Origin of the sequence: Verrucomicrobium spinosum DSM 4136 = JCM 18804 (assembly GCF_000172155.1) — a bacterium.
GTDB classification, from domain to species: Bacteria; Verrucomicrobiota; Verrucomicrobiia; order Verrucomicrobiales; family Verrucomicrobiaceae; genus Verrucomicrobium; species Verrucomicrobium spinosum.
Map to the genome: position 1 here is coordinate 6,955,777 of NZ_ABIZ01000001.1, position 22,383 is coordinate 6,978,159.

12 protein-coding genes are annotated in these 22,383 nt (G+C 61.4%); 4 read left to right on the plus strand and 8 right to left on the minus strand.

Annotation, left to right across the window (positions count from 1 at the left end; all coding sequences use genetic code 11):
• Nucleotides 1-10 precede the first annotated feature (10 nt).
• From VSP_RS28290 to VSP_RS41790, 4 genes are read left to right on the plus strand one after another with little or no spacing between them, the layout of a single operon-like run.
• A complete protein-coding gene (locus VSP_RS28290; RefSeq protein WP_009964971.1) occupies nucleotides 11-2,854 on the plus strand; it encodes a hypothetical protein in 2,844 nt (947 codons plus the stop codon).
• A gap of 56 nt (nucleotides 2,855-2,910) precedes the next feature.
• Nucleotides 2,911-3,720 (plus strand): vWA domain-containing protein, encoded by an 810-nt coding sequence (locus VSP_RS28295; RefSeq protein ID WP_009964972.1) that lies wholly within the window; start codon nucleotides 2,911-2,913, stop codon nucleotides 3,718-3,720.
• Between the two features lie 43 nt (nucleotides 3,721-3,763).
• Nucleotides 3,764-5,461, plus strand: a complete 1,698-nt coding sequence (locus VSP_RS28300; RefSeq protein ID WP_157211109.1) for a hypothetical protein — start codon at nucleotides 3,764-3,766, stop codon at nucleotides 5,459-5,461.
• A 34-nt stretch (nucleotides 5,462-5,495) separates the two neighbouring features.
• Nucleotides 5,496-7,082 carry a protein kinase family protein gene (locus VSP_RS41790; RefSeq protein WP_009964975.1) on the plus strand — a complete coding sequence of 529 codons (1,587 nt, stop codon included), beginning with the start codon at nucleotides 5,496-5,498 and terminating at the stop codon, nucleotides 7,080-7,082.
• A gap of 521 nt (nucleotides 7,083-7,603) precedes the next feature.
• Here the strand turns inward: VSP_RS41790 and VSP_RS28315 are convergent.
• From VSP_RS28315 to VSP_RS37785, 8 genes are all read right to left on the minus strand, one after another.
• Complete coding sequence (locus tag VSP_RS28315; protein ID WP_009964977.1) at nucleotides 7,604-8,008, minus strand: hypothetical protein; 405 nt, start codon at nucleotides 8,006-8,008, stop codon at nucleotides 7,604-7,606.
• 135 nt (nucleotides 8,009-8,143) lie between these two features.
• Nucleotides 8,144-8,581: a hypothetical protein gene (locus VSP_RS28320; protein WP_198141249.1), complete on the minus strand. Its 438-nt coding sequence runs from the start codon at nucleotides 8,579-8,581 to the stop codon at nucleotides 8,144-8,146.
• Between the two features lie 69 nt (nucleotides 8,582-8,650).
• On the minus strand, nucleotides 8,651-9,187 hold the full coding sequence (locus VSP_RS28325; RefSeq protein WP_029190828.1) for a helix-hairpin-helix domain-containing protein: 537 nt from the start codon (nucleotides 9,185-9,187) through the stop codon (nucleotides 8,651-8,653).
• Between the two features lie 27 nt (nucleotides 9,188-9,214).
• Entirely contained in the window at nucleotides 9,215-9,883 is a 669-nt protein-coding gene (locus VSP_RS28330) for a hypothetical protein (protein ID WP_009964981.1), read from the minus strand.
• Nucleotides 9,884-10,040: 157 nt separating this feature from the next.
• Nucleotides 10,041-10,700, minus strand: coding sequence for a hypothetical protein (locus VSP_RS28335; protein ID WP_009964982.1), 660 nt, complete (start codon nucleotides 10,698-10,700; stop codon nucleotides 10,041-10,043).
• A gap of 189 nt (nucleotides 10,701-10,889) precedes the next feature.
• The gene (locus VSP_RS28340; RefSeq protein WP_156346646.1) at nucleotides 10,890-11,414 is read right to left on the minus strand and encodes a hypothetical protein; all 525 of its coding nucleotides are present in this window, start codon (nucleotides 11,412-11,414) and stop codon (nucleotides 10,890-10,892) included.
• 69 nt (nucleotides 11,415-11,483) lie between these two features.
• Nucleotides 11,484-11,966 (minus strand): hypothetical protein, encoded by a 483-nt coding sequence (locus VSP_RS28345; protein WP_009964984.1) that lies wholly within the window; start codon nucleotides 11,964-11,966, stop codon nucleotides 11,484-11,486.
• Nucleotides 11,967-12,164: 198 nt separating this feature from the next.
• Nucleotides 12,165-22,352: an RHS repeat-associated core domain-containing protein gene (locus VSP_RS37785; RefSeq protein WP_009964985.1), complete on the minus strand. Its 10,188-nt coding sequence runs from the start codon at nucleotides 22,350-22,352 to the stop codon at nucleotides 12,165-12,167.
• Between the last annotated feature and the right edge of the window lie 31 nt (nucleotides 22,353-22,383).

The window sequence follows — 22,383 nt, forward strand, 5'->3', positions numbered from 1 at the left end:
CCTCGCCGTCATGAGCACCAACAACAACTTTGACCAGTTCCTGAACGCCGCGGCAAATCCACCGCCGTCTCCCCAAGGCACCCCGCCGCCCCCCACCCAGGCCAACACTGCCGCAAATTCAGGCGGAGCGGCCCCCCAGGCATTTGGCACATTCATTCAACAGGCGATCACCGCACCAGCCCCGGCACCTTTCCCACCCGCGGCTTCCTATCGGCCAGCACAGCCAGGCCCAGGTGTGGGCACCAGCCCAGGTTCAGCAGGGAGTGCCAACACCCACTTCGACACCTTCACTCAGAATCAGTCCGCCGCTCCCCACCCTGCCCCATACCCGCCAGCCCCCAGCCCTCCGGTCGGGTCTGCCCCCTTCCCCCCGTCCCCCTCCGCCCCGCCGTCGCCAGGCGCTGGCCATGCCGCCACACACTTTTCCGGCAGTACTCTGGACACCATCATCCAATACCTCGGCCAGGCAAGCTCCCCTCCCACCGCCACCGCGGGAGTCGAGGTGTACTCCTATGACCCGCAGGAAAACGGCGTCATGCTCCACTCCAGCCGGGGCATGCTGCGGAGGTGGTTTAGCAACCGCACCTACGAGTATCTCACGGTACGTCCCAATGCCTCCGCCGCCCTCGCCCCCTTTGATGTCAGCGTCATGGATGCCTCTCATCAGCCCAAGGCCATGGAGTGCAGCTTCGCCATCACCGGCCTGATGAAGAGTGATGCCTCGAACCTTGTTGCCGGGCTCCTCATCCCTGCGGCAGGCCAGAAGGCGCGAAGCAACCACGAGCTCCACGACCATCTGCGCCGTCACGTCTCCCAGTGGGTCAATGAGTATGCCGTGCTGGAACGCAACACCAACGGCTCCGACATCTGCCGAGGCATGACGGGTGCGCAGCGCACCGCCTGCTCCCAGTACCTCGCCCGCCGCGCCAGCGAGGTCCTGGGAATCACCGCCACCGGCGGCATCTTCCTGCCGGAGCAAGACCTCCAGCTGCCCCCTCTCAGACTGCATCTCGAACCCATACGCCTCCTTGACGATGTGCCCGACCGGCTTGCTCTGGACATGGAGATCATCCTCCAGCCATCAGACCCCCGCCTCGCCGCCCGCGTCCGCCAGCCCCTGGCCACCTTCACCCAGCAGCTCCAGCAGGCGGTAGAGCATTGGCTCATGCGCAGCTGCCGCCTCTCCACCTTCTGCTTCGACAAGGCCAACCTGCAGCGGGATCTCACCCAGTATCTGGATCAGCACCTCCGCTCCCAGTTCGGCCAGTCCGTCATCAAGCTCACCCTCACCCCGGAGTACTTCTTCCCGCGCCAGTACGACATCCGCAACACCTACGACTCAACAGGCCACGTCAATCCGCGCAACCACCCCCTGCTGGTGCACCACACTCTGGTGATTGATCTGGCGGACATCGCCCAGCTCCTCTCCAGCGGTCCCCGCCCCTCCCCCGCAGTTCTCGCCTCCCGGGATCTGCCCACCATCTCCAGCGCATGGAACCATGAACTTGAGAAATGGACCCAGGACCTGCTGGACCGCACGACGCGCAAACACCTCGCCGGCAAAGAATATACGGATGTGGGGCTCAACTTCCCGGTCGTGGCCGATCAGATCCGCACGGCCGTCGAGCAGGAGTTTCTCGCCATCGGCATCAAGGCCAAGCAATTCATCACCCTCCCCGGAGACAAGCAGATCGAGCAGTGCCTCTCCCGCAACTTCACATTCGCCACCCAGGAGATCCTCTGCCAGACCAGTGAGAGCCGGGTGAACTACTCCCTGAGTGCCCAGGTACGGTTTTCGGTGAAAAACCTCGCCACCATCCAAAACCACCTCCTCCCCGGCAAGTCTCTTGAGGACGAGTTCGTGCGGGCAACCACCCAGGCCATCACCGCAAAGGTGCGGGAGCTTTCTCCCGAGGCGCTCTATCTTGGATTCGACCGCCCCATCCAGGGCAGCACCACCGCCACGTCCAGCAGCTTCGTTCCAGAATCTCGCCCCAGCCCGGAACAGCAGATCTCCATGGAGATTGAGAAGCGTCTCGTTCAGATGTTCGGCGCCTCCGACCTCCAGATCAGCCTCCGGCCGGAGGAATCCGTCGTCACCCAGCTGGACCGCACCTTGCGACCGCCCCGTGACCGCTGCTGCACCATCAAGGTGCAGACCGTGGGCACCGGAACGGAGGAAATCACCTTCCACATCTACTACCGCGTCATGGCCATCGCACCGGGCGGCTGGCCCCTCTTTCAAGGGCTCTGCCGCAATGTGCAGAACAACGACATCGATGCCACCGCCCGGGAGATCGGAGTGGCCATGGATGACAAGATCGGCGCCGAGTGCCGCATCCGCTTCCGCGGCCTTCCCTCCCACCTCGCCCTCGGCACCGCCCCTGAGATGCAGGCCATCCTCCTGCAATACGGTCCCCACAACGCCCTCCAGGAAATCAGCACCCAGTTCGGCCTCACCGTCCAGGTCACCCGCATTGATCGCGACCCCGTCGAATCTGAAACCATCCTCGGCGAGTTCGGGAAGGAGAAGATCCAGGCCCTCCTCACAGACTACCGCAACTGCACCGAGGAAATTACCCGCCTCATACAACAACACGGTGGCGACCATCCGCTCATCGACGACATGCGCGCCCGGCAGAGCCAGCTCGACCTGCAGATCACCCAGCAGCTCAATCCCCACCAGGACTATCACAAGGACGCCCCCCTCAGCCTCCACCACCAGTCCTGGCACCAGCGGCTGGGCATTCCGCCCCCCGCTCCACAGCTCCCACCCAGCGCCCCACCGCCTCTGCCACCTGTGCCTCCCCACGCTCCGCAAGCCGCCCCCCCACCGGGGCCCTCATCACCCTGACATCCGACCGGTTCCGCGGGTCGTTTCCCACAACCTTCTTTTCCCCACACCCCAACATGCCCTACTCCAACCTTCCCATCGGCGTCGCCAACCCCGGCCTCGTCGTCATCCTTGTGGACCAGTCTAGTTCCATGAGCGAGACATATGCACCTCCGCACAATCGTGCTGAGTTCGCCGCCATCGCCGTCAACCGCTGCATCTATGAAATCCTCGCCAAGTGCCGGGACGGCCAGAACGTGCGCGACCGGTGCCACATTGCCGTGCTGGGCTATGGTCTTCAGGCCCGCAATCTCATCGTCGTCGGCCGCCCCTCAGATCTCGAGGCCAGAATCCTCCGGTTCGAGGATCTAAAACAGCGTGTTCCAGACGGGGCCGGTGGCCTGGTGGACATTGATTTCAAGCTCCCTGTCTGGATTGATGCCACCGCATCCGGCTCCACCCCCATGGCCGAGGCCTTCAACTTCGCCTCAGAAATGATCCAGGCCTGGACCCGGGACAACCCCGGCAACTTCCCGCCCGTCTGCATCAACATCACCGATGGAGAACCCAATGACGAGACCGCAGCAGAGAATGCCGCCCGCGCCCTCATGCAGACCGGCACCACAGACGGCACCACCCTCCTCTTCAATGCGCATATCGGCAATCCCGCCGATGGCGAGGTAAAGATGCCCGCCTCCGAGGGCCACCTCAGCAATCAGTACGCCCGGTTCCTTTACCGCATCTCCAGTGGCGTGCCCCAGCCCCTGGAGGCGGCAGCTCGCAATGTCGGTTTCAACGTCCAGTCCGGGTCCCGGGGCATGCTCATGAACGCCGGCCCTGAAGCCCTCACCGCGCTCATCCAGTTTGGCTCCCAGCACGCCCGGTAAGGCACCAACTCATCACACTATCCCGGCCGCCGCCCGTAGAACCATGCCACCTTCCTCGAACCCGATCCACGTTCGAAGCTATGCCTGCAGCAAATCGGGACAGCGTCCTGAGGAGAGTCAGGATGGCATCTCTCCGCTTCCCGGCTCACCCCCGGTCTGCACGCGCGAAGATGACGGGACAACCCTTACATTCCTGGCCGTCGCCGACGGGGCCACCGAGTCCTATTTGCCCCAAATTTGGGCAATGATCCTGGCCCAGAAATTTCCCGAACTGAAACGCGACGGCTGCCACCATTCCGGGTGGACCGAATGGATCTCAGATTGCCGCAAAGAATGGCTGGAGAGAGCCAACCTCCGGCGCAACAACCTCCCCAAACAGAACCTGTCCTTCGCAGACATTGTAAACTTGAACTCGACGGAAGCCCGCCTGCCCGCAGCAGCAACCTTCGCAGGGCTTCGACTCCGGCAAAGCCCTCAGGGCGAAACTGCCTGGGATGCACTGGTGCTTGGGGATTCATGCTTGTTCCACCTCCGGCACGACAGGAGAACTCTGACCGCCCCCTACTCCCGGAGCGAAGAGTTCACCTACACTCCAAACGCCACCCTCAGCTACCCCAGCGACAGTTCCAAAGACGCCAGTCCCGTCAAGATGGGGGACGGTCAAGGTCACTACAACTCCGCCATGCCCGGTGACGTGTTTGTACTTGCCACTGACGCCATGGCCAAATGGATCATCACATCTCTTGAAAAAAACACCCCCGTTTGGGGCACACTGCTTCGCCAAGATCTGGATTTCAACTCACTCGTGGAACAAGCCAGAAAGGATGCCGTCCTCAGCATGGAGAACGACGATGTCTCCCTGGTGATCGCAATGGTCGGCCTCCCCCACCCGTGGTGCCTTGAGGGTACCTTCACCCCCCAGCCCAAAGCTTCCAGGCCAGTGCTCCCGGCACCGGTGGCAGAGCCTGTAAATTCCTTCCCGCCCGCCTCTGCTGACTCCCGATCTCCCATCTCACCCCCGCTCCCCCCGCACACAGGTTCTGTAATCGTACCGCGCAACCCGCCCGCGCCAGCGCCCGCTCTCTCAAGGAATCCCCCCGACGGTCCATCCCCACCCCCAACGCCTGCGCCCCCCTCCTCCCCGCCCCTCGGCGCAACAAGAGGCACAAACCTCACCCAAGCTTCCACCCCCGCACAACGCCCGTGGTACGGTTCCACCACCACCCTTGTCCTGATCGTCGGCTCAGTGTGCAGCATTGTTTGCTTTGTTATTTCCGCGATGATCACCAGTTACTTTGGCAAGGAAAGGGAGACAAATCTGCAAGCGGAGCTTGATGCAGCCCAACGCGAGACCGTCAAACTACAGTCGGACCTGAAACATCTGGTCCAACAACACGACGCAGAAATCGCCAGCCTCATCAAAAAACAGGGCATGCCATCGGCCCCCCCGGAATCCGATGCCGGGGCCGGACACGAACCCCGGAAATCCGGCGGCGAGGCCCCCGTCATGGACAAAGGACATTTCATTCGTGAGACAAACACCCTGCCGGCCCACTCCCTCCATCCCACAATCGGAGTCGACTCCCCCGTCATGCCGGGACTCGGCGCGAGTATCAACAACCTCATCCCAGCCGGACCGATCCCGGACATCACCCGGACCACGAGCCCCCAGCCCCAGCCTGCACCAGATGGATCCACCAAACAGGATGACCTAGCACCGTCGGATGCTAAAAGCGAGTAGCGGAGGCAACCAGAACGATCACAGCCCCATTGCCATGTCCCACTCCGGACTCCCCACGATCTTCCCCGCCATAGTGGACTATGACATGGCCGTCGGGAACCTGGATAAATTTGCCTCCAGCAAGTTGCTCAAGAGCGGCATCCCGGAGAAAAAGAAATCTTCTCACGGTGGCAGCAGCGACATCGTGTGTTATGCCGGAGGAGTCGCCGTTGCCTACCCCATCAAATGCGGAAGCTACAAGTACGCGCTCAAACTGTGGACCGCCCACCCGGGCGATGGCGCGTCCCATTACGACCTGCTCATTGCGCACCTCAATCAATGGGCCCCCGCCTCTGGGTCAGTGGTCGTCCCTCTGTTCGAATCCAAAGGACTCCTGGTGCGCGGCCAATGGTATCCCACCCTCCTGCTGGAGTGGATGGAGGGAGATTCAGCCCAGAAGTTCATCGAAAAACACCTGAGCGATCCACCCACCATCCTCGCCGCTGCTGAGGCATTCCTGGGAGTCTCCCATGAGCTCAAAACCGCCCAGATCGCCCATGGCGACCTCCAAGGGGAGAACATCAAGTTTGTCATGCAGTTCGCCCGCCCCCGGGTCCGCCTCATCGACTATGACACCATGCTCGTTCCTGGACAGGAGGGCAGGCCCATCCCCAACGACGGCATCCCGCACTACCAGCACCCCAGGCGCCGGGGCGCACTGGGAGCCGGGCAGTATGAATGCGACGATCACTTCGCCTCCCTGGTCATTTACCTCTCACTGCTCGCGGTGGCAGAGGACCCCAGCCTCTGGTCTCAGTTCCCACCACAAGGCCGGGACAAGGAACTGCTCTTCACAGACCAGGACTTCGCCGCCCAGAAGCCGACCGCCATTTTCCGCAGGCTGTATCGCATGTCGTCGGTTGTTTCCTCGCTCAGCGTCATCCTTTGGAACTTCAGCAGGAGACCCACCCATCAGGGACTGCCTTCGCTCACGGAGTGCCTGTTGTTGATCTCCCCGCAGCCCCCGACGCAATCCCCCCCTGCCGCAGGTCCAGGCTCCAGCTTTGAGGCCTGGCTCGCCGCCCAGAAACCTGCACCTTCCTCCCGCCCTTCCCAGTCAAGCTCCCTCTGGCTGGATGACACAGCCTTCCGCAGTGCTGGCCCCATTCACACTGCCAGCGTTCCACCTGTCTCACCGCCGGCACCCCCAGGCCGCGCCACCGACACGTTCTGGTCGCGCTATCAGTCCCCCGGCCACAAGAGCCCACCACAACCACCACCCCCCTCACCGAGCTCCGTAAACCGCCCTGCCAACGCGCCAGCGCCCGTTACTTCCCCTTCATTTGCCACTTTCCTGAACCAAAACGGCATCCCATACACTCCCACCAGCCCTAAGCCCACCCCTCAGCCAACTCAGCCAACTCAGCCACCTCAGCCACCTCAGCCACCTCAGCCACCTCAGCCACCTCAGCCACCTCAGCCACCTCAGCCGCCAATCACCCAACCCCCACCCCCTGTCAATACGCAGACGACCTCGTCTGGCACGGCCACTGAAAACGCACTCTCAGCAGGTTGCTGGTTTGGTGTGCTCGCGTTGGTTGTCTTGGCATTAATCATGTTGATCAGAAGTTGCAGCGGGTAGCAGGTGCCACGCTGGCACAGAGCCGGCGCTCACCGTGCTGGCTGCCATCGAGGGCTTTCGGTGCGGCAACTCCATCGGCACATTTTATCTCAGGCCACTCGCTTCAGCCGTTGCTGACTGCATACTGCCCTTCGAAACAGTCCTCCATGCCTACGAGCAATGGTGGCGCACCCGCACACCCTGGCCCGTGAATGCCAATGGCAAGAACAGCCCCCGCGCTCATGGCAGGGTCTTCTCCATGATCCTGCCCGCCCTCCCGCGGGCAAACTCTCGCTCACCCCCACCTCCCGCGGTTTCATTCCCCACCGCCTCACTGGTCCTCTGAGTCACAGATTTACCGGGTTATCGGGTTACCGCCTCTCCCCGCACGACACCATCCGTACACCCTCGGCCACTTGTTCCAGGTTCTCACGAACGCAGCCCTTTCGAAACGTCCATGCGTCAGCATTCCAGTGTCTTCCAATTGAATCCGGTTCGGCAGGTTGGGAAAAACAGGCATTTCCTTCCCCTAACTCCTACTCCTACTCCTCCCAAAACTCTGTGATGCGCGCAGACTTCCTCGGGACCACAAGGTTCTCACACCAGGTCTCATAGTTGTGCGGATTGAAGTCCGGGCATTGAGACACATCGCTCCGCTTGAAGGCGTGGTAGGCCACCTCCTTCGATCCCTCGAAGTGGTAGTAGCAGTCCGCGTCCTCACCATAGAGCCACCAGTCTCCCGATCCCGTGTTCATCACCGTCGGTCTGAATCTCCACAAGCTCGACTCTTCAGGGATGATGTAAACTTTCTCGGCTGCCAGCCCCATTGCATTGGCCATCACTGGCGTGGCCACCGACAGCCAGCTGAGCACCGTGATGGCACCGATCGCGGTCGCCATCACAACCGCCACCGCCAAGATCGTCTTTCGTTTCCCTGTGCCTCTCATCGCTGCATTTGAACCCCTTCTCCATGAGATGGGGCGATTCTTCAACTGCTTTCAGGATTGTGATGAGGTGGATCTCGCCACCTGTCTTTCTCTTAGGCCTGTCACCGGCAGCGCAAGGGTGTCCCCTTGCAGAGATCACGCACCAACCCCCTGTTGCAGCCTGAAAGCGCGGAGCCCCCCTTCGCGATCCTCCGTCTTAAAATCACGCAACAGATGGTGCAGCAGTTCCCTGGTTCCAGCCCACTTTGTGTCCGCCACCCTCATGGTCATCTGGTAGTGAGTCCTTGAACCAAAGTGCTCCGTGTCCACCCCATGACCTGGATCATGGGCCCTCAACCAGATTTCGACGCTGGCGGGCCCGGTGTTTACGGAATCAATCACATCATACCCGGACTGCCCTTGGGAGTCGCACTCGAAGTAGAGATCCCCGTGAGGCCCCGGCGTGAGCTCCTCATGCCGGCCCAGGACGAGGTAATGGTTCTTGCCGTAAAACTTGAGGATGCGGACTCCCGGGAACCCTTCCTTCAGTTCAATCTGCCAGACATCAAAGCATGTTAAATGGGGCGAGAGCACGAGCTGGTCATTCGTACGATTGCTTAAACCTTGCGGTTTCACCATCCCGCTCACCCAACCCTTTCCCAGTCAGCCAGCCTGGGAGCCCTCCAGCCAGGGCCATTCAACCTTCTTTTTTGCCAGATAGGGACCGAGATCCCCCGGTTGCAGCTTGATATACTCTTCCATGCCTTTCACATCCTCGGGATTGCTCGTCCGCTTGATATAGGTGGCTGCATTCTTGAAGCCGCGGATCCGGTAGTCCTGGTCGAAATCGTCAGGGGGATGGTATTGCGCCGGAGGAAAGGACGCTTCCTCACTCTCAAACGGCCGATGTCCTACGATATATGCCTGAGTAGGATCATCATCATACACCCAGAGCCTGGCAAAAAACGCAGGTTCAGAGCCACTCACTTTCTCCAAAGGGACAAGGCCCCGCGACCGCACCGGCAGCACGCCAATGGCCCTGTCACGATAGCAGCGCGCATAGCAGTACTCATTGGCCCCTGTCGCGATGGCGACATAGTCCCCAGGTTTGGTTTTCCGCAATATCGCTTTGGGTTTGCCTGCCATGGTATCGCCGTTCAACACCTTGAACATCTCCACGATCGAAAGCAAGGTGTCCACCTTGTTTCTCGGGCCAGACCACCTTCCTTAAGACCACACAAACCTCAGTTCCCACCGGTCATTGCACGGCCTGGCAAACACATGAAAAACGTATTCCCCAAAGGGCCAGTTGCAATCGACGTCCGCATCATTTGGCCCGGGGAACGCCAGTTGAAAGTGATGATGGAAACCGTCTTTGCATAGCGCGTGCGCCAGCTCGACTACCGCGTCACCAGCCTGGTAAAAATACGCCCCCCCACCCAGCTTGTGATGGTCATAGAAGTTCTCATTGTCGATCACTAGCTCAGAATCGTTTTCCACGTCCACCTCCACACCTTCATCAAGCCCCAGCCCCTCCACCTCGAAGGCAAGCCGCGGCAATCGGCACGGCAACGGCACTGTTCCGACCTCTGAAATAGGTGCATGCCACACCGCCTCCACCAGGGATGACGTCTCATCATGAGCCACGCCAGCTGCGGAAAACACAAAGAAGGGACTCGAAGGATGCACGCTGGTCAGGTTGATGAATACGCTACAACAGAGATGAGAGTCGAAAGGAATCGTCGTCAGATACGTCGTAAAATCGGTCGCGCAGTTCGGGTGAATCCCCTCGGGCGGGTTTCCCCCAAAGGGGAAGTTCTCCCGAGCACGGGGCTCTGCCAGGCGAAGTTTCACAAATCGCCCAGGATGGGATCGGATCTCTTCGGCGGTCATCATGGGCATGGGAGAGACGCTTCCAAGAGACATGTTATTTGACCCACGACCATGGTGTCCAATCTCCGTTTCCTAAACAGACTCCTGCTCTGTCACCGCCCATGGTACCCCACCACGCTCCCGACGCCTCCCGCAACCCATAGCACCTCAAACCGCACCTTCAAGCGCCTCTCTCTTTTCTCATCACCTCGACGATCCGGTCAAAACTGGCCAACTCCCCTGCCCCCATCTGCGCAGTCTTCTTCCGATGGAACTCGATGACGGCATCAAGCCCAGGTCTCCCATCCAGAAACCTTGAAATGACTCCCACCTGCGCTGCCAGGTATGGCCCCATCCGATAAGGATCATTGGATGCATTGAAATAGTCATCCAGCTTCTCGACCGTCGACAAGCTTTCAAAAAAGGGATTGGCAAGCTTCGCAATCCCCTCTGCGATCTGGTCCAGGACAGCGTCAAAGCCCTTGGGCCCTGGCAGGGGAATGTTCCATTTCTTAAGGTATTTTTGCTCCTTGTTCAGCTCCCACCAGCGGCCCTCCAGGACCGCCAGTCTGTAGAAGGCCACATTGGCAGTGTGCTCTGCCAGGGGTTGCACGGGCAACCCCTTCGCCCGCCGCCTCACATCTTCGATCTTGTCGAACCAAAGACTCGCCAGGGGTTCGATGACGGGTGAATATTTGTCGAGGAGGCACAAGTGCACGCGGAATCTGGGAGACCCATCTCCTTTCTCCAGCACCACCTGCTTCTTCTGGGCAGCGACTGCAAACCCCTGGCCCACAAAACGTTCACGACACGCCTCTTCGAAGCCCTTCGAAATGTCCATGCGTCAGTATTTCCAGTGTTTTCCAGTGTTTTCCAATTGAGTCTGGCGTAGCGGGTGAAAAAACACGTCAGCTCAAACAGGCATTTCCCTGCCCCCCCAACACTTCCCAACTCTTCCCAAAACTCTGTGATGCGCGCAGACTTCCTCTGGACCACAAGGTTCTCACACCAGGTCTCATAGTTGTGCGGTTCAAAGTCCGGGCATTGAGGCACATCGCTCACCTGTCTTTTGCGTCCACCTGTCACCGGCAGCGCAAGGGTGTCCCCTTGCAGAGATCACGCACCAGCCCCCTGCTGTAGCTTGAAAGCGCGGAGCCCCCCCTTCGCGATCCTCCGTCTTAAAATCACGCAACAGATGGTGCAGCAGTTCCCTGGTTCCAGCCCACTTTGTGTCCGCCACCCTCATGGTCATCTGGTAGTGATTCCTTGAACCAAAGTGCTCCGTGTCCACCCCATGACCTGGATCGTGGGCCCTCAACCAGATTTCGACGCTGGCGGGCCCGGTGATCACGGAATCAATCACATCATACCCAGACTGCCCCTGGGAATCACACTCGAAGTAGAGATCCCCGTGAGGCCCAGGCTTGAGCTCCTCATGCCGACCCAGGACGAGGTAATGGTTCTTGCCGTAAAACTTGAGGATGCGGACTCCCGGGAACCCTTCCTTCAGTTCAATCTGCCAGACATCAAAGGATGTTAAATGGGGCGAGAGCACGAGCTGGTCATTCGTACGATTGCTTAAACCTTGCGCTTTCACCATCCCGCTCACCCAACCCTTTCCCAGTCAGCCAGCCTGGGAGCCCTCCAGCCAGGGCCATTCAACCTTCTTTTTTGCCAGGTAGGAACCGAGGTCGCCCGGCTGTAGTTTGAGGTACTCCTCCATGCCTTTCACATCCTCAGGATTGCTCGTCCGCTTGATGTAGTAAAGGGTATGGTTGAACCCGTGGATCCGGTAGTCCGGATCAAACTTGTCAGGAGGGTAGTACTGCGGCGGCGGGCAGGACGCCTCCTCGCTCTCAAAGGCACAGTGGCCCAGGATGAATGCCGGCGTTGGATCATCATCATACACCCAGAGCCTGGCAAAAAACGCAGGTTCAGAGCCACTCACTTTCTCCAAAGGGACAAGGCCCCGCGACCGCACCGGCAGCACGCCAATGGCCCTGTCACGATAGCAGCGCGCATAGCAGTACTCATTGGCCCCTGTCGCGATGGCGACATAGTCCCCAGGTTTGGTTTTCCGCAATATCGCTTTGGGTTTGCCTGCCATGGTGTCCGATTCCTATTTCCTGACATCTCTGCCTGCAACTCATTTCGCAGTCTGTCGCTCGTAAGATCCTGCGTAGTGCACGCAACAGGCCGACTCGATCCCGTGAGACGACTGGACGGGAGAAACTTGGTCTGAGCCGCACCCAAACTTCATTTCTCCCGCCAGACAATCGATCATGCTCACAAGCCGTAGCGTGTCCTATCTGCGAGGGCAGGGTAGATCCAGCGACCCGCTCTGGTTGAGTGTCTGTGCTGCCCGCAGGTAGTCATCCCGCATCACATTGGACGCACTGATCGGCGCGATTTGACGGGCTGCATGCTCGTTCAAGACCGCCCGGTCGTACCAGATTTGCTCCGCACCGCGAATCGCCTGATACTCCACTGAGCCTGTGCCCTGCAGACTCTGGACATGGGACACCACAGTCGCGCTGCTGAAGTCGATGCCCCGGTGATGTCCACCAGCGAACCGATAGTCGAGCACATCTGTACCGCTAACCAGCCCGGGCATGCTGGCCCGGCCCGTGTAGATCTGGTTGGTCCCCTGGATGGGTGCCTGATAGATGATGTAGGTGCGCGGCCCGGGATTGGTGTTGTGCACCAGCACGGGCACCTTGCCCGCCATGACGAAGAAGGTGTGTATGTTGGCCACACTCAGGTTGTACGTGGCGGATATTCTTTCCTCGACCTTCGTGTCCAGCACCCGGGAATCGCCCCCGCTGGCATCCGCCAGGATGTCATTGGGCTGAAGGTTGCAGACCTTGATCCAGCCGCGGTTTTTCGTCCAGAAGGGATGCCCCCCCGTCGCCTTGAGCGCGCCATCGGGCAGCCCATCCCGGTCATTGTCCACCCGCACCTCGTACAGATGGTCTGACCAGTTTTTGTGCAATGCGAGCACCCTCTGGGGAGCGGCAGCCCGTTCGTCTTCCGGATCATCGGCCATGATCCAGTCTCCCTCCCGGATGGTTTCCACGGGGCGGGTTGAGCCATCCCCCATCAGCACCGGCGTGCCCGGGGCAAAGCAGTAGCCTGGCAGGCCACCACCCGTGCTCATCTTCCGCTCCACGATGGCACTGACGATGGCCGGTATCACGTATCCGGCGCGATAGTCCCAGCTCGCATCCTGGCCCCCAGACGCCTCTTTCAAGATAAACTGGAGATCAGAGCCCACGTTGCGATTGCCCTCATAGAGGTCGAGCCCGTAGTTGGCGATCGTGTCGGCAAAGCCGTTGCGTGTGGAGCCGTAGATGTCATTTGCCAGATCATTGTCATAGATGGATGTGAGCTGGTATCCCACCTCAGAGGTGAACCCTGCCATGCGGTGATATCCCGTACCGTACAGTTCCTCCGCCAGATCATTGTCAAAGATGTTCACTGCGGCATAGCCAAGGGTGTGACCGATGTTCTCTGCGCCTTCCCAGAATCCAACGGCAAGATCCTTCGTCCCCCCCCACAGGCCGCTTAAGAAGCCCGTCTTGGGCTGCACCGCGGGCGGTACTGCCGACTGCCCACTGCCGAAGCTGCTGCTGCCACTGTTCCAGGACTCGCTGTAGATGCCATAGGACGTGCCCAGAACGGGAGAGCTCCAGATGTTGATGGCGCTTCTGCCTTCTGGATCCACGAAGTTGATGGGGTCGCCACCCGCATAGTCATAGAGCGACATGCTCGCCTCATGCCCCATGGGATCGGTGGAGAGGAAGCGCCCGCTTGCAGGCTCATAGTACCGCGCCCCCATATGGTAGAAGCCCGTCACATCCTGCCTCTTCCCGCGCCAGCCAAACGCGCGCCACACGCTCAACCCATCTGGCAGGGATGGACTCCATGAACCCGAGAGCGGTCCGTACCCGCCAAAGCGCGCATCATTCCACTCGAACGCCAGAGTCCCACCAGCGGCCGCACTCAGCGTGGTCGCCCTGGCAAAGCCCACGATGTGGCCGTAGGCATCATCCACCGTCCCTACCGCCTGGGCATTGGCCTCATTGACCAGGGCCTCCAGGCCGCCCATGCCCACGAGCCCGCCGTAGCCGCCGCTCAGGTCCGGCCCATGCACCTTCCACCAGCGCTCCGTCACCGCCGCGCCCCCAGAGCCACGTGTTATCTCGATCCCCACTTCCAGGAACTCAACCAGCGGATCATACCAGGAGCGCTCGATCACCTGCTCCGCTGTCTGGTAGAGGTTGCCGCGCTTCGGCACGTACTTGGTCTGCAGCCTGCGTCCGAAGCCGTCATACACGGCCGTCCATTCGTAGCCAAAGCCACCGTACTCCTCCTGCACCACCTTCACCAGACGGCCAAACCCGTCCCAGGTCAGGCTCTGAGAACGGCCGTTCTGGGCAAATCCTCCCGCGATGTGTCGATGCGTCACATTGCCATCGTCATCAAAGAGGTTCTCCACGCCAAAATGCCGCACCCCCAGGTTAAACGTCGCATTCGCCTGGGCGCTAAACTGCCCGCTGGGGTGGTTCCCCTTGGCCAGCAGATTGTACCCGCCCGCCGGCATCCACAGCTGCCGGCTCCACGCTCCGCTGGTGAACCGGGTGGCCGCCGGATGCTGCACTTCGCTCAATTCACTCTTGGTGTTCACCACCAGTTCCACATTCTTCGCCCCCTTGGCCGTTCCCTGCGCGGTCAGCCCCAGGGTTTCGAAGCCGCTCACCTCACGCGTCACCCGCCCCAGGGCATTGATGCCCGCCCCGCCTTCCATGGCCGCATCATTGACCAGGAACAACTGGCTGCCCGTGCTGCCAGACGGAGCCGGCGTCTCACGCCCGGTGTAGATCCCCAGACCACCCGGCTGGCCGTAGTCATGCTCGTGCAGTTGCGTCCTCGCACTCTGGCCGTCACCAGGCACCCAGCTCTCGCTGATCAACTGGCGCCTCTGGGCACTGTATTGGTAGTTTCTCGCATCCTGCCAGGTGGCCGTGCCCGTGCCGTCGTTCGCTGTCAGACGCGTGGCGGCGTAGCTGGCCTGGCGGCTGTCAGAGGTCCACGAGATGGCCTCTGCCACCACGTCCACGCTGCGCCCCGTCAGTCGCGTCTGCGCCGCCAGCACCCGGCCGCGGTTGTCCCGACCGCCGCTGCCCGGCACTGTGTAGGTGCGGAAGGGGTTGCTGCGAGTCTTGAGCAGACCGCTGTCGCCATAGGTGTAGTTGAAGGTGCCTCCCCCCAGGCTCACCTGCGCCAGCAGGCCATCCGCACGGTAGCCAAAGCCCCAGCTGCCCCCGGCACCACTCCCCAGAGGCGAGACATCCCCTCCCCGTGCCAGACCGTTGCGACGTCCAGAGCCGTCATAAGTGTTGGCGAGGTGGGAGATCACCACTCCATCCAGCTTGGTCTTCTCGTACTCCAGGTGCCCCTGCCCGTCATAGGCGCGCAGGATCTCCGTGACCCCGGCCGCTGTTGTTTCCTTGACATGGGTCACCTGCCCCCGCACATCATAGGCCAGCATCTCCCGCTTCACATAGGCCGGGCTCCCCACCGTGCCCACCGTCGTGGCCAGGATCCTCTGCCAGTCATCATACGTGCTGGTGTGTACCAGGCCACGAGGATCGGTGAACAGCTGGAGCATCCCCTTCTCCTTGCCCGCCGTGTAGAACTGGTAGGTGTGGTAGCGTCGGCTCTGCACGCCCCCGCTGCCCTCCAGGTAGCTTTCCGTGGGGCGCCCTGCCGCATCCAGCGTCGCCACTTCCTTCAGCCCTTGAGGCATGAGCCGCTCCACCTTCTGCCCGCCCCCGCCCAGGTTCGTGTAAATATACTGCGTGGCAGCCCCGTCCGGCAGCAGCGTCAGAGCCACCCGGTTCATCCCGTCGTAGCTGGTCTTCGTGGTCTGGCCGGACTCGTCCGTGACCGCGGCGGCATTCCCCGCTGCATCATACTCCGTGCGGGCGTAGGTTCCGTCCGCATGCTTGACGAGGACCGTCCTTCCCGCCGTGTCTGTCCAGGTTGACTGGGTCAGCTGCTCCCCTCCTGAGCCCGTGGTGGCGGTCACCTGGTGGGAGTCCAGGCTGTAGGTCGAGGCAGACTGGGTGATGATCGCATTTGCCGCATTCCTCACGGTCACGCTCACCTTCCTCCCCAGAGCATCGCAGACCGTTTCCGTGCTCTCTCCCAGGCTGCTCACCGCCTTGTTCTTCAGACCGGCGGCATCATAGGACACGGTGGTGGATTGAGCGGCACTCGTGGCTCCAGAGGCTGGCAGCACGGTCGTCATGGCGCGATCCAGATTGTCGAACGTGCTCGTGGTCACATGTCCCACGAAGTTCGTCGAGCTTACTACATTTCCCCTGCGATCCGCCGTGGTCACCTCACTGCCCTGCGTTTGTCCGCTGGCATTTTTGAGCGTCTTCGTCGTGGTGCGGGTCGTGTCGTTGTAGGCATACTCGTGGTACTGGTGCTCACTCACGGGTTCCCGCTTGATCCTCCCGTCCAGGTAGTAGCGCCACTCCAGCACCGTCCCGTCCGGATTGATCTGCCGCCTCGGCTTCGCATCAGAAGTGAAAAATTTCTGCGTGACCCCTCCGCGGGAATCCGTCTGCGTCACCTTCAGCAAGGCATCATCATAGGCCGTCGTCTCCCTGGCCAGCAAGGTGCCGCCATTCTGCCAGTCACCCTGGTAAGCCTCCGTGAGCGTCTTGCGACCAATGCCGTCGTAGCCTGCCTTCCCCGTATGACCGCGGGGGTCCATGATCTTGATGAGATCGCCGAAGAGGTTGTAGAAGTACTTCGTGGTGGCGTACTGCTCCACACCTGGCACAGCCTCCACGCCCGTGCCGTCCGCCTTGGCCCGTGAGCGCCAGGCCACATGCTCCACCTTGCGCCCCGCGCCATCGTACCGGGTGTAGGTGTAGTCCTCCGGGTTGGTTCTTGAACCGTCCGTCCACTCCACCTCACCCGTCAGGTTGTAGTAGGTGTAGTTCCAGCCCAGCTGCGTGCCGGACTCGTTCAAATTCTCGATCCACAGGCGGCGGCCCATGTCATCATAGGCATAGCGGTTCACCTTCCTGGCCACCACACCCTCCATCACCCGCTCCTCCACCAGCTCGCCCCGGAGATTGTGGGAGTACTCGATGACCACATCAGGGTAGTTTGTCTGATCCACCTGGCCGCTGTAGCCCGTTCTCCTGGTGATGAACCCGCGCGCATCCTGCTGATAGACCGTCACCGCCTCCTCTGCCGTGCCCTCCGCCATCTTCGTGGTGGACACCATGCCCTTGCAGAACGGCACCTGGGCTTGATTGGAGGGGTTGCTGAAGGCATCCTGATAGCTCGTGGTGGATGCGTTCAACACCGTGCCAGAGGCATCCTGGTTCTCCACCCGGGTCACTGCATAGGGCCGCGCCGCATCCTGGTAGTAGTAGCGGGTGCGCCTGCCCGTGGCCAGCCCCGTGGTGGGATGCGGATGGGTGATCAGCTCCGGCAGGTGCAGGCTGTTATAGGTGGCAGTCGTCACTGCCACATCCGTAAAGACGCCATCACCGTCCAGGTCCCCTTTCACGCGGATCTCCGTCGCATCCCCGCCGCTGTTGTAGCTGAACTCCGTGCGCACCCCACCACGGTGTTGCAGCGATTTCAAGCCCCCCGCAAACGCCCCCGGCACCCCGTTGGTCACATCCAGCGCCGTGTACCACTCCTGCTCCATCTTCGGATTGGTGCCCGCGCCCGTCGCGGCATTCGTCACCGTGCTCACCGGGTCAAAGACCTTGGTCAGCCGGTTGTTGGTGTAATAGTAGATCGTCTTGCGGTTGTACGCGTCCAGGATCTCCGTCCGGCCGGTGGTCATCCCGTTCGCATCCTCGCTGTTGAAGTAACTGTAGGTGGCATTGCGCACCGGCTCATAGGACTCGGCCGCAGGCAGGGCCTCGTTGTTTCCTCCGCTGTGCTTGCCCACCGTGGCCCTCTGCTGCACCACACGCCGCAGGTGTGAGGTCTTGCCGATCTTGTCGCTTCCGGCACCGATGACGTTCCCCTCCAGGTCCAGGTCACCCTGCACATAGAGCTGGTAGTCGCTCTCCACCGTCCGCCCCCCGGGGCGGATCTCCTTCTTGATCAGGTGGGTGGATGACCACGCCGTGTTGCTGGTGCTCCCCACCTTGCCCTGCTCATGGAGGTAGTCGTATCGAACCCACGAGTTGTCCGGCAGCGTCACCTCCACCAGGTCGCCGGAGCCGTCATACCGGTAGGAGATGCGCCGCCCGTCTCCCGTATAGATCTCCACGATGTGACCATACACATCGTACTTGAACCCGTAGTAGTTGCCATTGCTCGCCTGCACCCGCGCCAGCTCGCCGTAGGACGAATTCGACGTCGCCACATACCACGGATCCCCCGAAACCCCGTCGCCAAAAAACTTGAAATCGAGGTAGTTCCCCGCCGAGTCCGTCCACCGCTTCAGATACGGCCGTTCGCGGCTGATGGCAGGGCTGGCACCAAAGACGGGATAGCTCCGTTTCTCATAGACCCGCGTGCTCCCATCTGCCCCGTACAACGTGTACGTGACCACACCACCCGGGCTGGTGCGCAGGATCCGGTTCCGGAAGAGATTGCGTACAGATCCCAGCTCCAGCCCGTCACCGTTGGTGAGATGGGGGTTGTCCTGGGCGCGCACCGTCCATTCCTCCTGCGCCAGGTTCGCCGTGTTTCTGGCATACACGATCACCGAGCCATCCAGCTCGGCCACCTGCAGCTTGTCCGTACCATCCACCGGCACCATGTAGGGGAAGTAGGACATCTTCCATCCGTAGCCAAAGTGACCGTACGCGCGGGACTGGCTGCTGTAGTTGCGCCGGATCTGGAGCGGGATCGGGCCCGGCAGCGTCAGATCCAGCTCATCCGCATACAGCTCCCCGGTGATGGAGTTTACCGGATCCCCCACAAAGCCCCCGTACCCAGACGAGCCGTAGTAGTCACCAAAGGTGAGCGTGCTGCTCGTGTTGCCCAGCAGCATGCCGGTGCTCACGTTGCTCAGAAACTGGCTGCCGAGCGAGCCCGATGGCGTGCTGTACACATCGTAATACCACGAACTGCTGCTGGAGAGGAAACCACCCGCCGAGCCCAGCAGGCTGGCCACACTGGATGTGGAGCTCATCGACCAGCTGTCTGAGAGAAACCCATAGCTCGGCGTGTAGGCAGGCTGTGGGGAAAAACTCAACGTGCCGCTGCTGGAGATGCTGATCGTGGAGCTGCCGAAACTCAGGCTGGACGATGAGTACGTGTTGGAGCCGCCGAACAGCCAGTTCGAAGCACCACCATTGATGCGCCCAATCAAGGCCCCCGCCTGGCTCTTGCCAATGATGAGTGCCCCCATGCCCTTCCACTGCCCGGCCGCTCCCGCCACCGGTCCGGGCGTGATGAAGACACGCGCCAGGTTCTTGTCCCAACCTGAAAAGGCCGCCTCCACGCTGGTCCACAGGCTGGGTGCCCAGTTCTGCAACGTCTTTGTCTGCGACTCGAAGGAGTAGGTCTTCGTCTTCTCCGTCACATAGTTGTCTGCTGTGAGCTCAACCACGTTGGTGTTCGCGTTCCCATCCTGCTGCACCCGGTGAATCAGATCCACCGTGGAGACAGCATCACTGTCCTCCACCTTGATGTATTCTTTGATCGTGTGGTGCTCCAGGGCAGAGATCTCTGCGATGAACAGGTTCGTCATGAAGTCCGCCCCCGTGATCATTCCTTGTCCGCCCGCATCTGGTCGCAGGTCCCCGTAGCCGGCCCATGCCGTGCGGCTGAAGTTCATATCCACCACCGGGTACACCAGATTGGGCCGCTTGGCCGCCTGGTTGGGCACTGTCACCATGATCGGGTCCCGTGTACCATTCAGCTCCGCCCCCAGCTGGGCAAACCCATGGGCGCGCATGGACACCGCATGCACCTTGAACGTGTCCTTCAGCGTTTCAAACGAGCGTGACACCCGTTGGTAGTAGGACATGCCCATCAAGTAGGCCATCGTGCCCTGGATCAGGTCATAGTCCGGATTGATGCTGGAGTTCGCAGCCCGTTCCTGCTCATGCTTCCAGAACGGCTCCAGATGCACCTTCAGCATCCGGTCCGTCACCCTGCCCGTGTTCAGGCAGAAGGCATTCAGATCGCCCAGATTGAAATAAGAGGTCGTCGCGCTGCCAGCTTGCGCTGCCTGGTTGGGGCCGAAATCCAGGTTCGTGATGCCCGCGAAGTGGCTCCACCCGCCCAGCAGATTCTGATCCGCCACACCCACCGGACCCCCATAGTTGCGCTGGCGGTGGTAGGTGACCTTGAAGCTGAACTGGTCATCCACCGTGCTGACATGCTGCGTCGTCACCTGTTTCTTGCGCAGGTGCGCATCTGCCCCGTAGGTGTAGTTGCCCGTGCCGGAGTCCGGATTCTCCAGGTCGAAGGGCTGCATGGTGAAGGTCATGTCGTAGTGCCCGGCCTCGGCCCGGGGAGCAATGCTCACCACCGCCCGGCGGTTGTGCATGTCCATGATCCGGACCCCATTGATGACCGCCTTGTTCGTGGGGAACTGCACGCTGGCGATCTCAATATCCACCGTGTCAAACCTCGAACCGTCCGCACTCACGCGGTCGCTCTGCGTGTACGTCCCCGTCGTCGTGTTGAACTGCGTCGGCTGGGGGAACTCCTTCCACTGCACACGGTTGAACTTCCGGTTGCGGAAGCGCACGCCCAGGCTGTCCTTCGCCAGCCCCGGCCAGTTCTGTTGCAGGGACTTGTCCAGATCCTTCAGAAAGATGTTCCCCGGCGTGCGGTCCTCTGCATCCAGCGTCCAGAGCGCATCACCGGCCCCCGCCTTCAGGTACTTGCGCACCCATTCACGGATGCTCTTCGTCCCGCTGGGCAGATACCCTTCCACAGCCAGGCCTTCCACCACCTCCGTGTCCTTCAGCCAGGGGAAGAGGTGCACCCACTTGTTCACCCCGTCCACATTCACATAGGCCGCCACCCACGGGTAGTTCACCCCGATGAGCTGCGGCACCGGCTGCGTCCCATCCGGCGTCTGCATGCCTTTGAGCCGCATGCGCAGCAGGTTGCTCAGGCGCTGGTCCAGCATCTTCACCGCATTGGGCGAGGAGCGCACATAAGACGCGTGCACCCCCGCCTTGCGCAGCAGATACACCAGCAGCGCACACTGCTCATCCGGCGAGCCCTGCCCCTCCTGGAAGGTGGCCAGCGCACTGCGGTTGATCCCCCCCGCATTCACCGCCGCCTCATCGATGTCCCCGTTCTCATTGTAGCCCAGCGCATCCGTCAGGCCGATCTCATTGTGCACATAGTTCACCAGCGCCATGGGGTTGTTTCCCATCTCCGTGACGAAGCGGTCCAGGATGGTGTGCCCCTGCAGCTCCGGCGCCTGGCTGAGCTGCGTGTACGTGCTGCCCGCGGGCGCGGCGAACTGGTGCTCGAACCGCGGCGTCAGCGCCTGGATCTCCTCCGCCGTCTTCCCGTGGTACGTGGGCGGCGCAGGCTCCCCCTGGAAGTGGGGCGTCTTCACCAGCGTGGTGCCCCAGGGCGGGGCGGACTCGAAGTTCAAGGCATAACCCACCACGAACGTCCCGCTCGTGCCCGGCTGGGCCGGATCACTCACCGCCAGCCAGTGGGCGTTGCTGCCCACCATCGTGTTCCCCACCGCCGCCACAGAGAAGTAGTACTCCTCCGCACCCGGCAGCGCCCGGTGCGTGATGATGAACGGCGCGGAGTAGCCCGCGCCAAACATGCCGTCCGGCCCCGCCTCCAGCGCCAGCTGCACCGTTGTTTCCAGAACCTGCACCCCGCCCACCGTGGTCACAAAGGTCTTCTGAAATCCGTTGTCACCAAACTGCTTCCACTCCGCCGCCGAGTTCGTGGCCGAGGCCCCCTTCCAGTGCGGGATGTCCAGCGCCTGCACCTGCACCGGCACCACGTTCCCCTGCTGGGCAAAGTCCGACCTCCGGTACACGCGGATGCTCATCTCATCCGGCACATCTGTCGCCGCAGACTGCCCCCCCGTGTGCAGGGCAAAGCGGCTGCTCTGGCCAATGTACAGCGGCGTCCCGCCCGACTCACTGCCGAAGCCCGCGATCGGGTTCTGCACCTCCAGCGGGTAGGTCACCGTGCCGCTGTTGTTCTGGATGAGGAAGCTGGACTGCCCCGCGATCTTGAAGAACCACGGGTAGGCACCGTAGTCCAGCCCGGAGGCCCACGGCGCAATGCCCGTGGGGGAGAGCTGCACCCCCTTCTGGAAATCCAGCGGAATCACAAACGCCTGGTACGTGGGGTCATCCCCCGCCCCGTAGGAAAACCTGCCCGTGCGCGGCTGGGGGCCGGACGGGGCCTGGGCGGAGGCCGGAGTCAACCATGAGCTCACAGCCATCACGGCCGTGGCCAGGCACAAAAAGACCCGGGGAGTGCTCTTCGTCATCATTGCAGCAGAGGGGTGAAGAAAGGTTCTATGA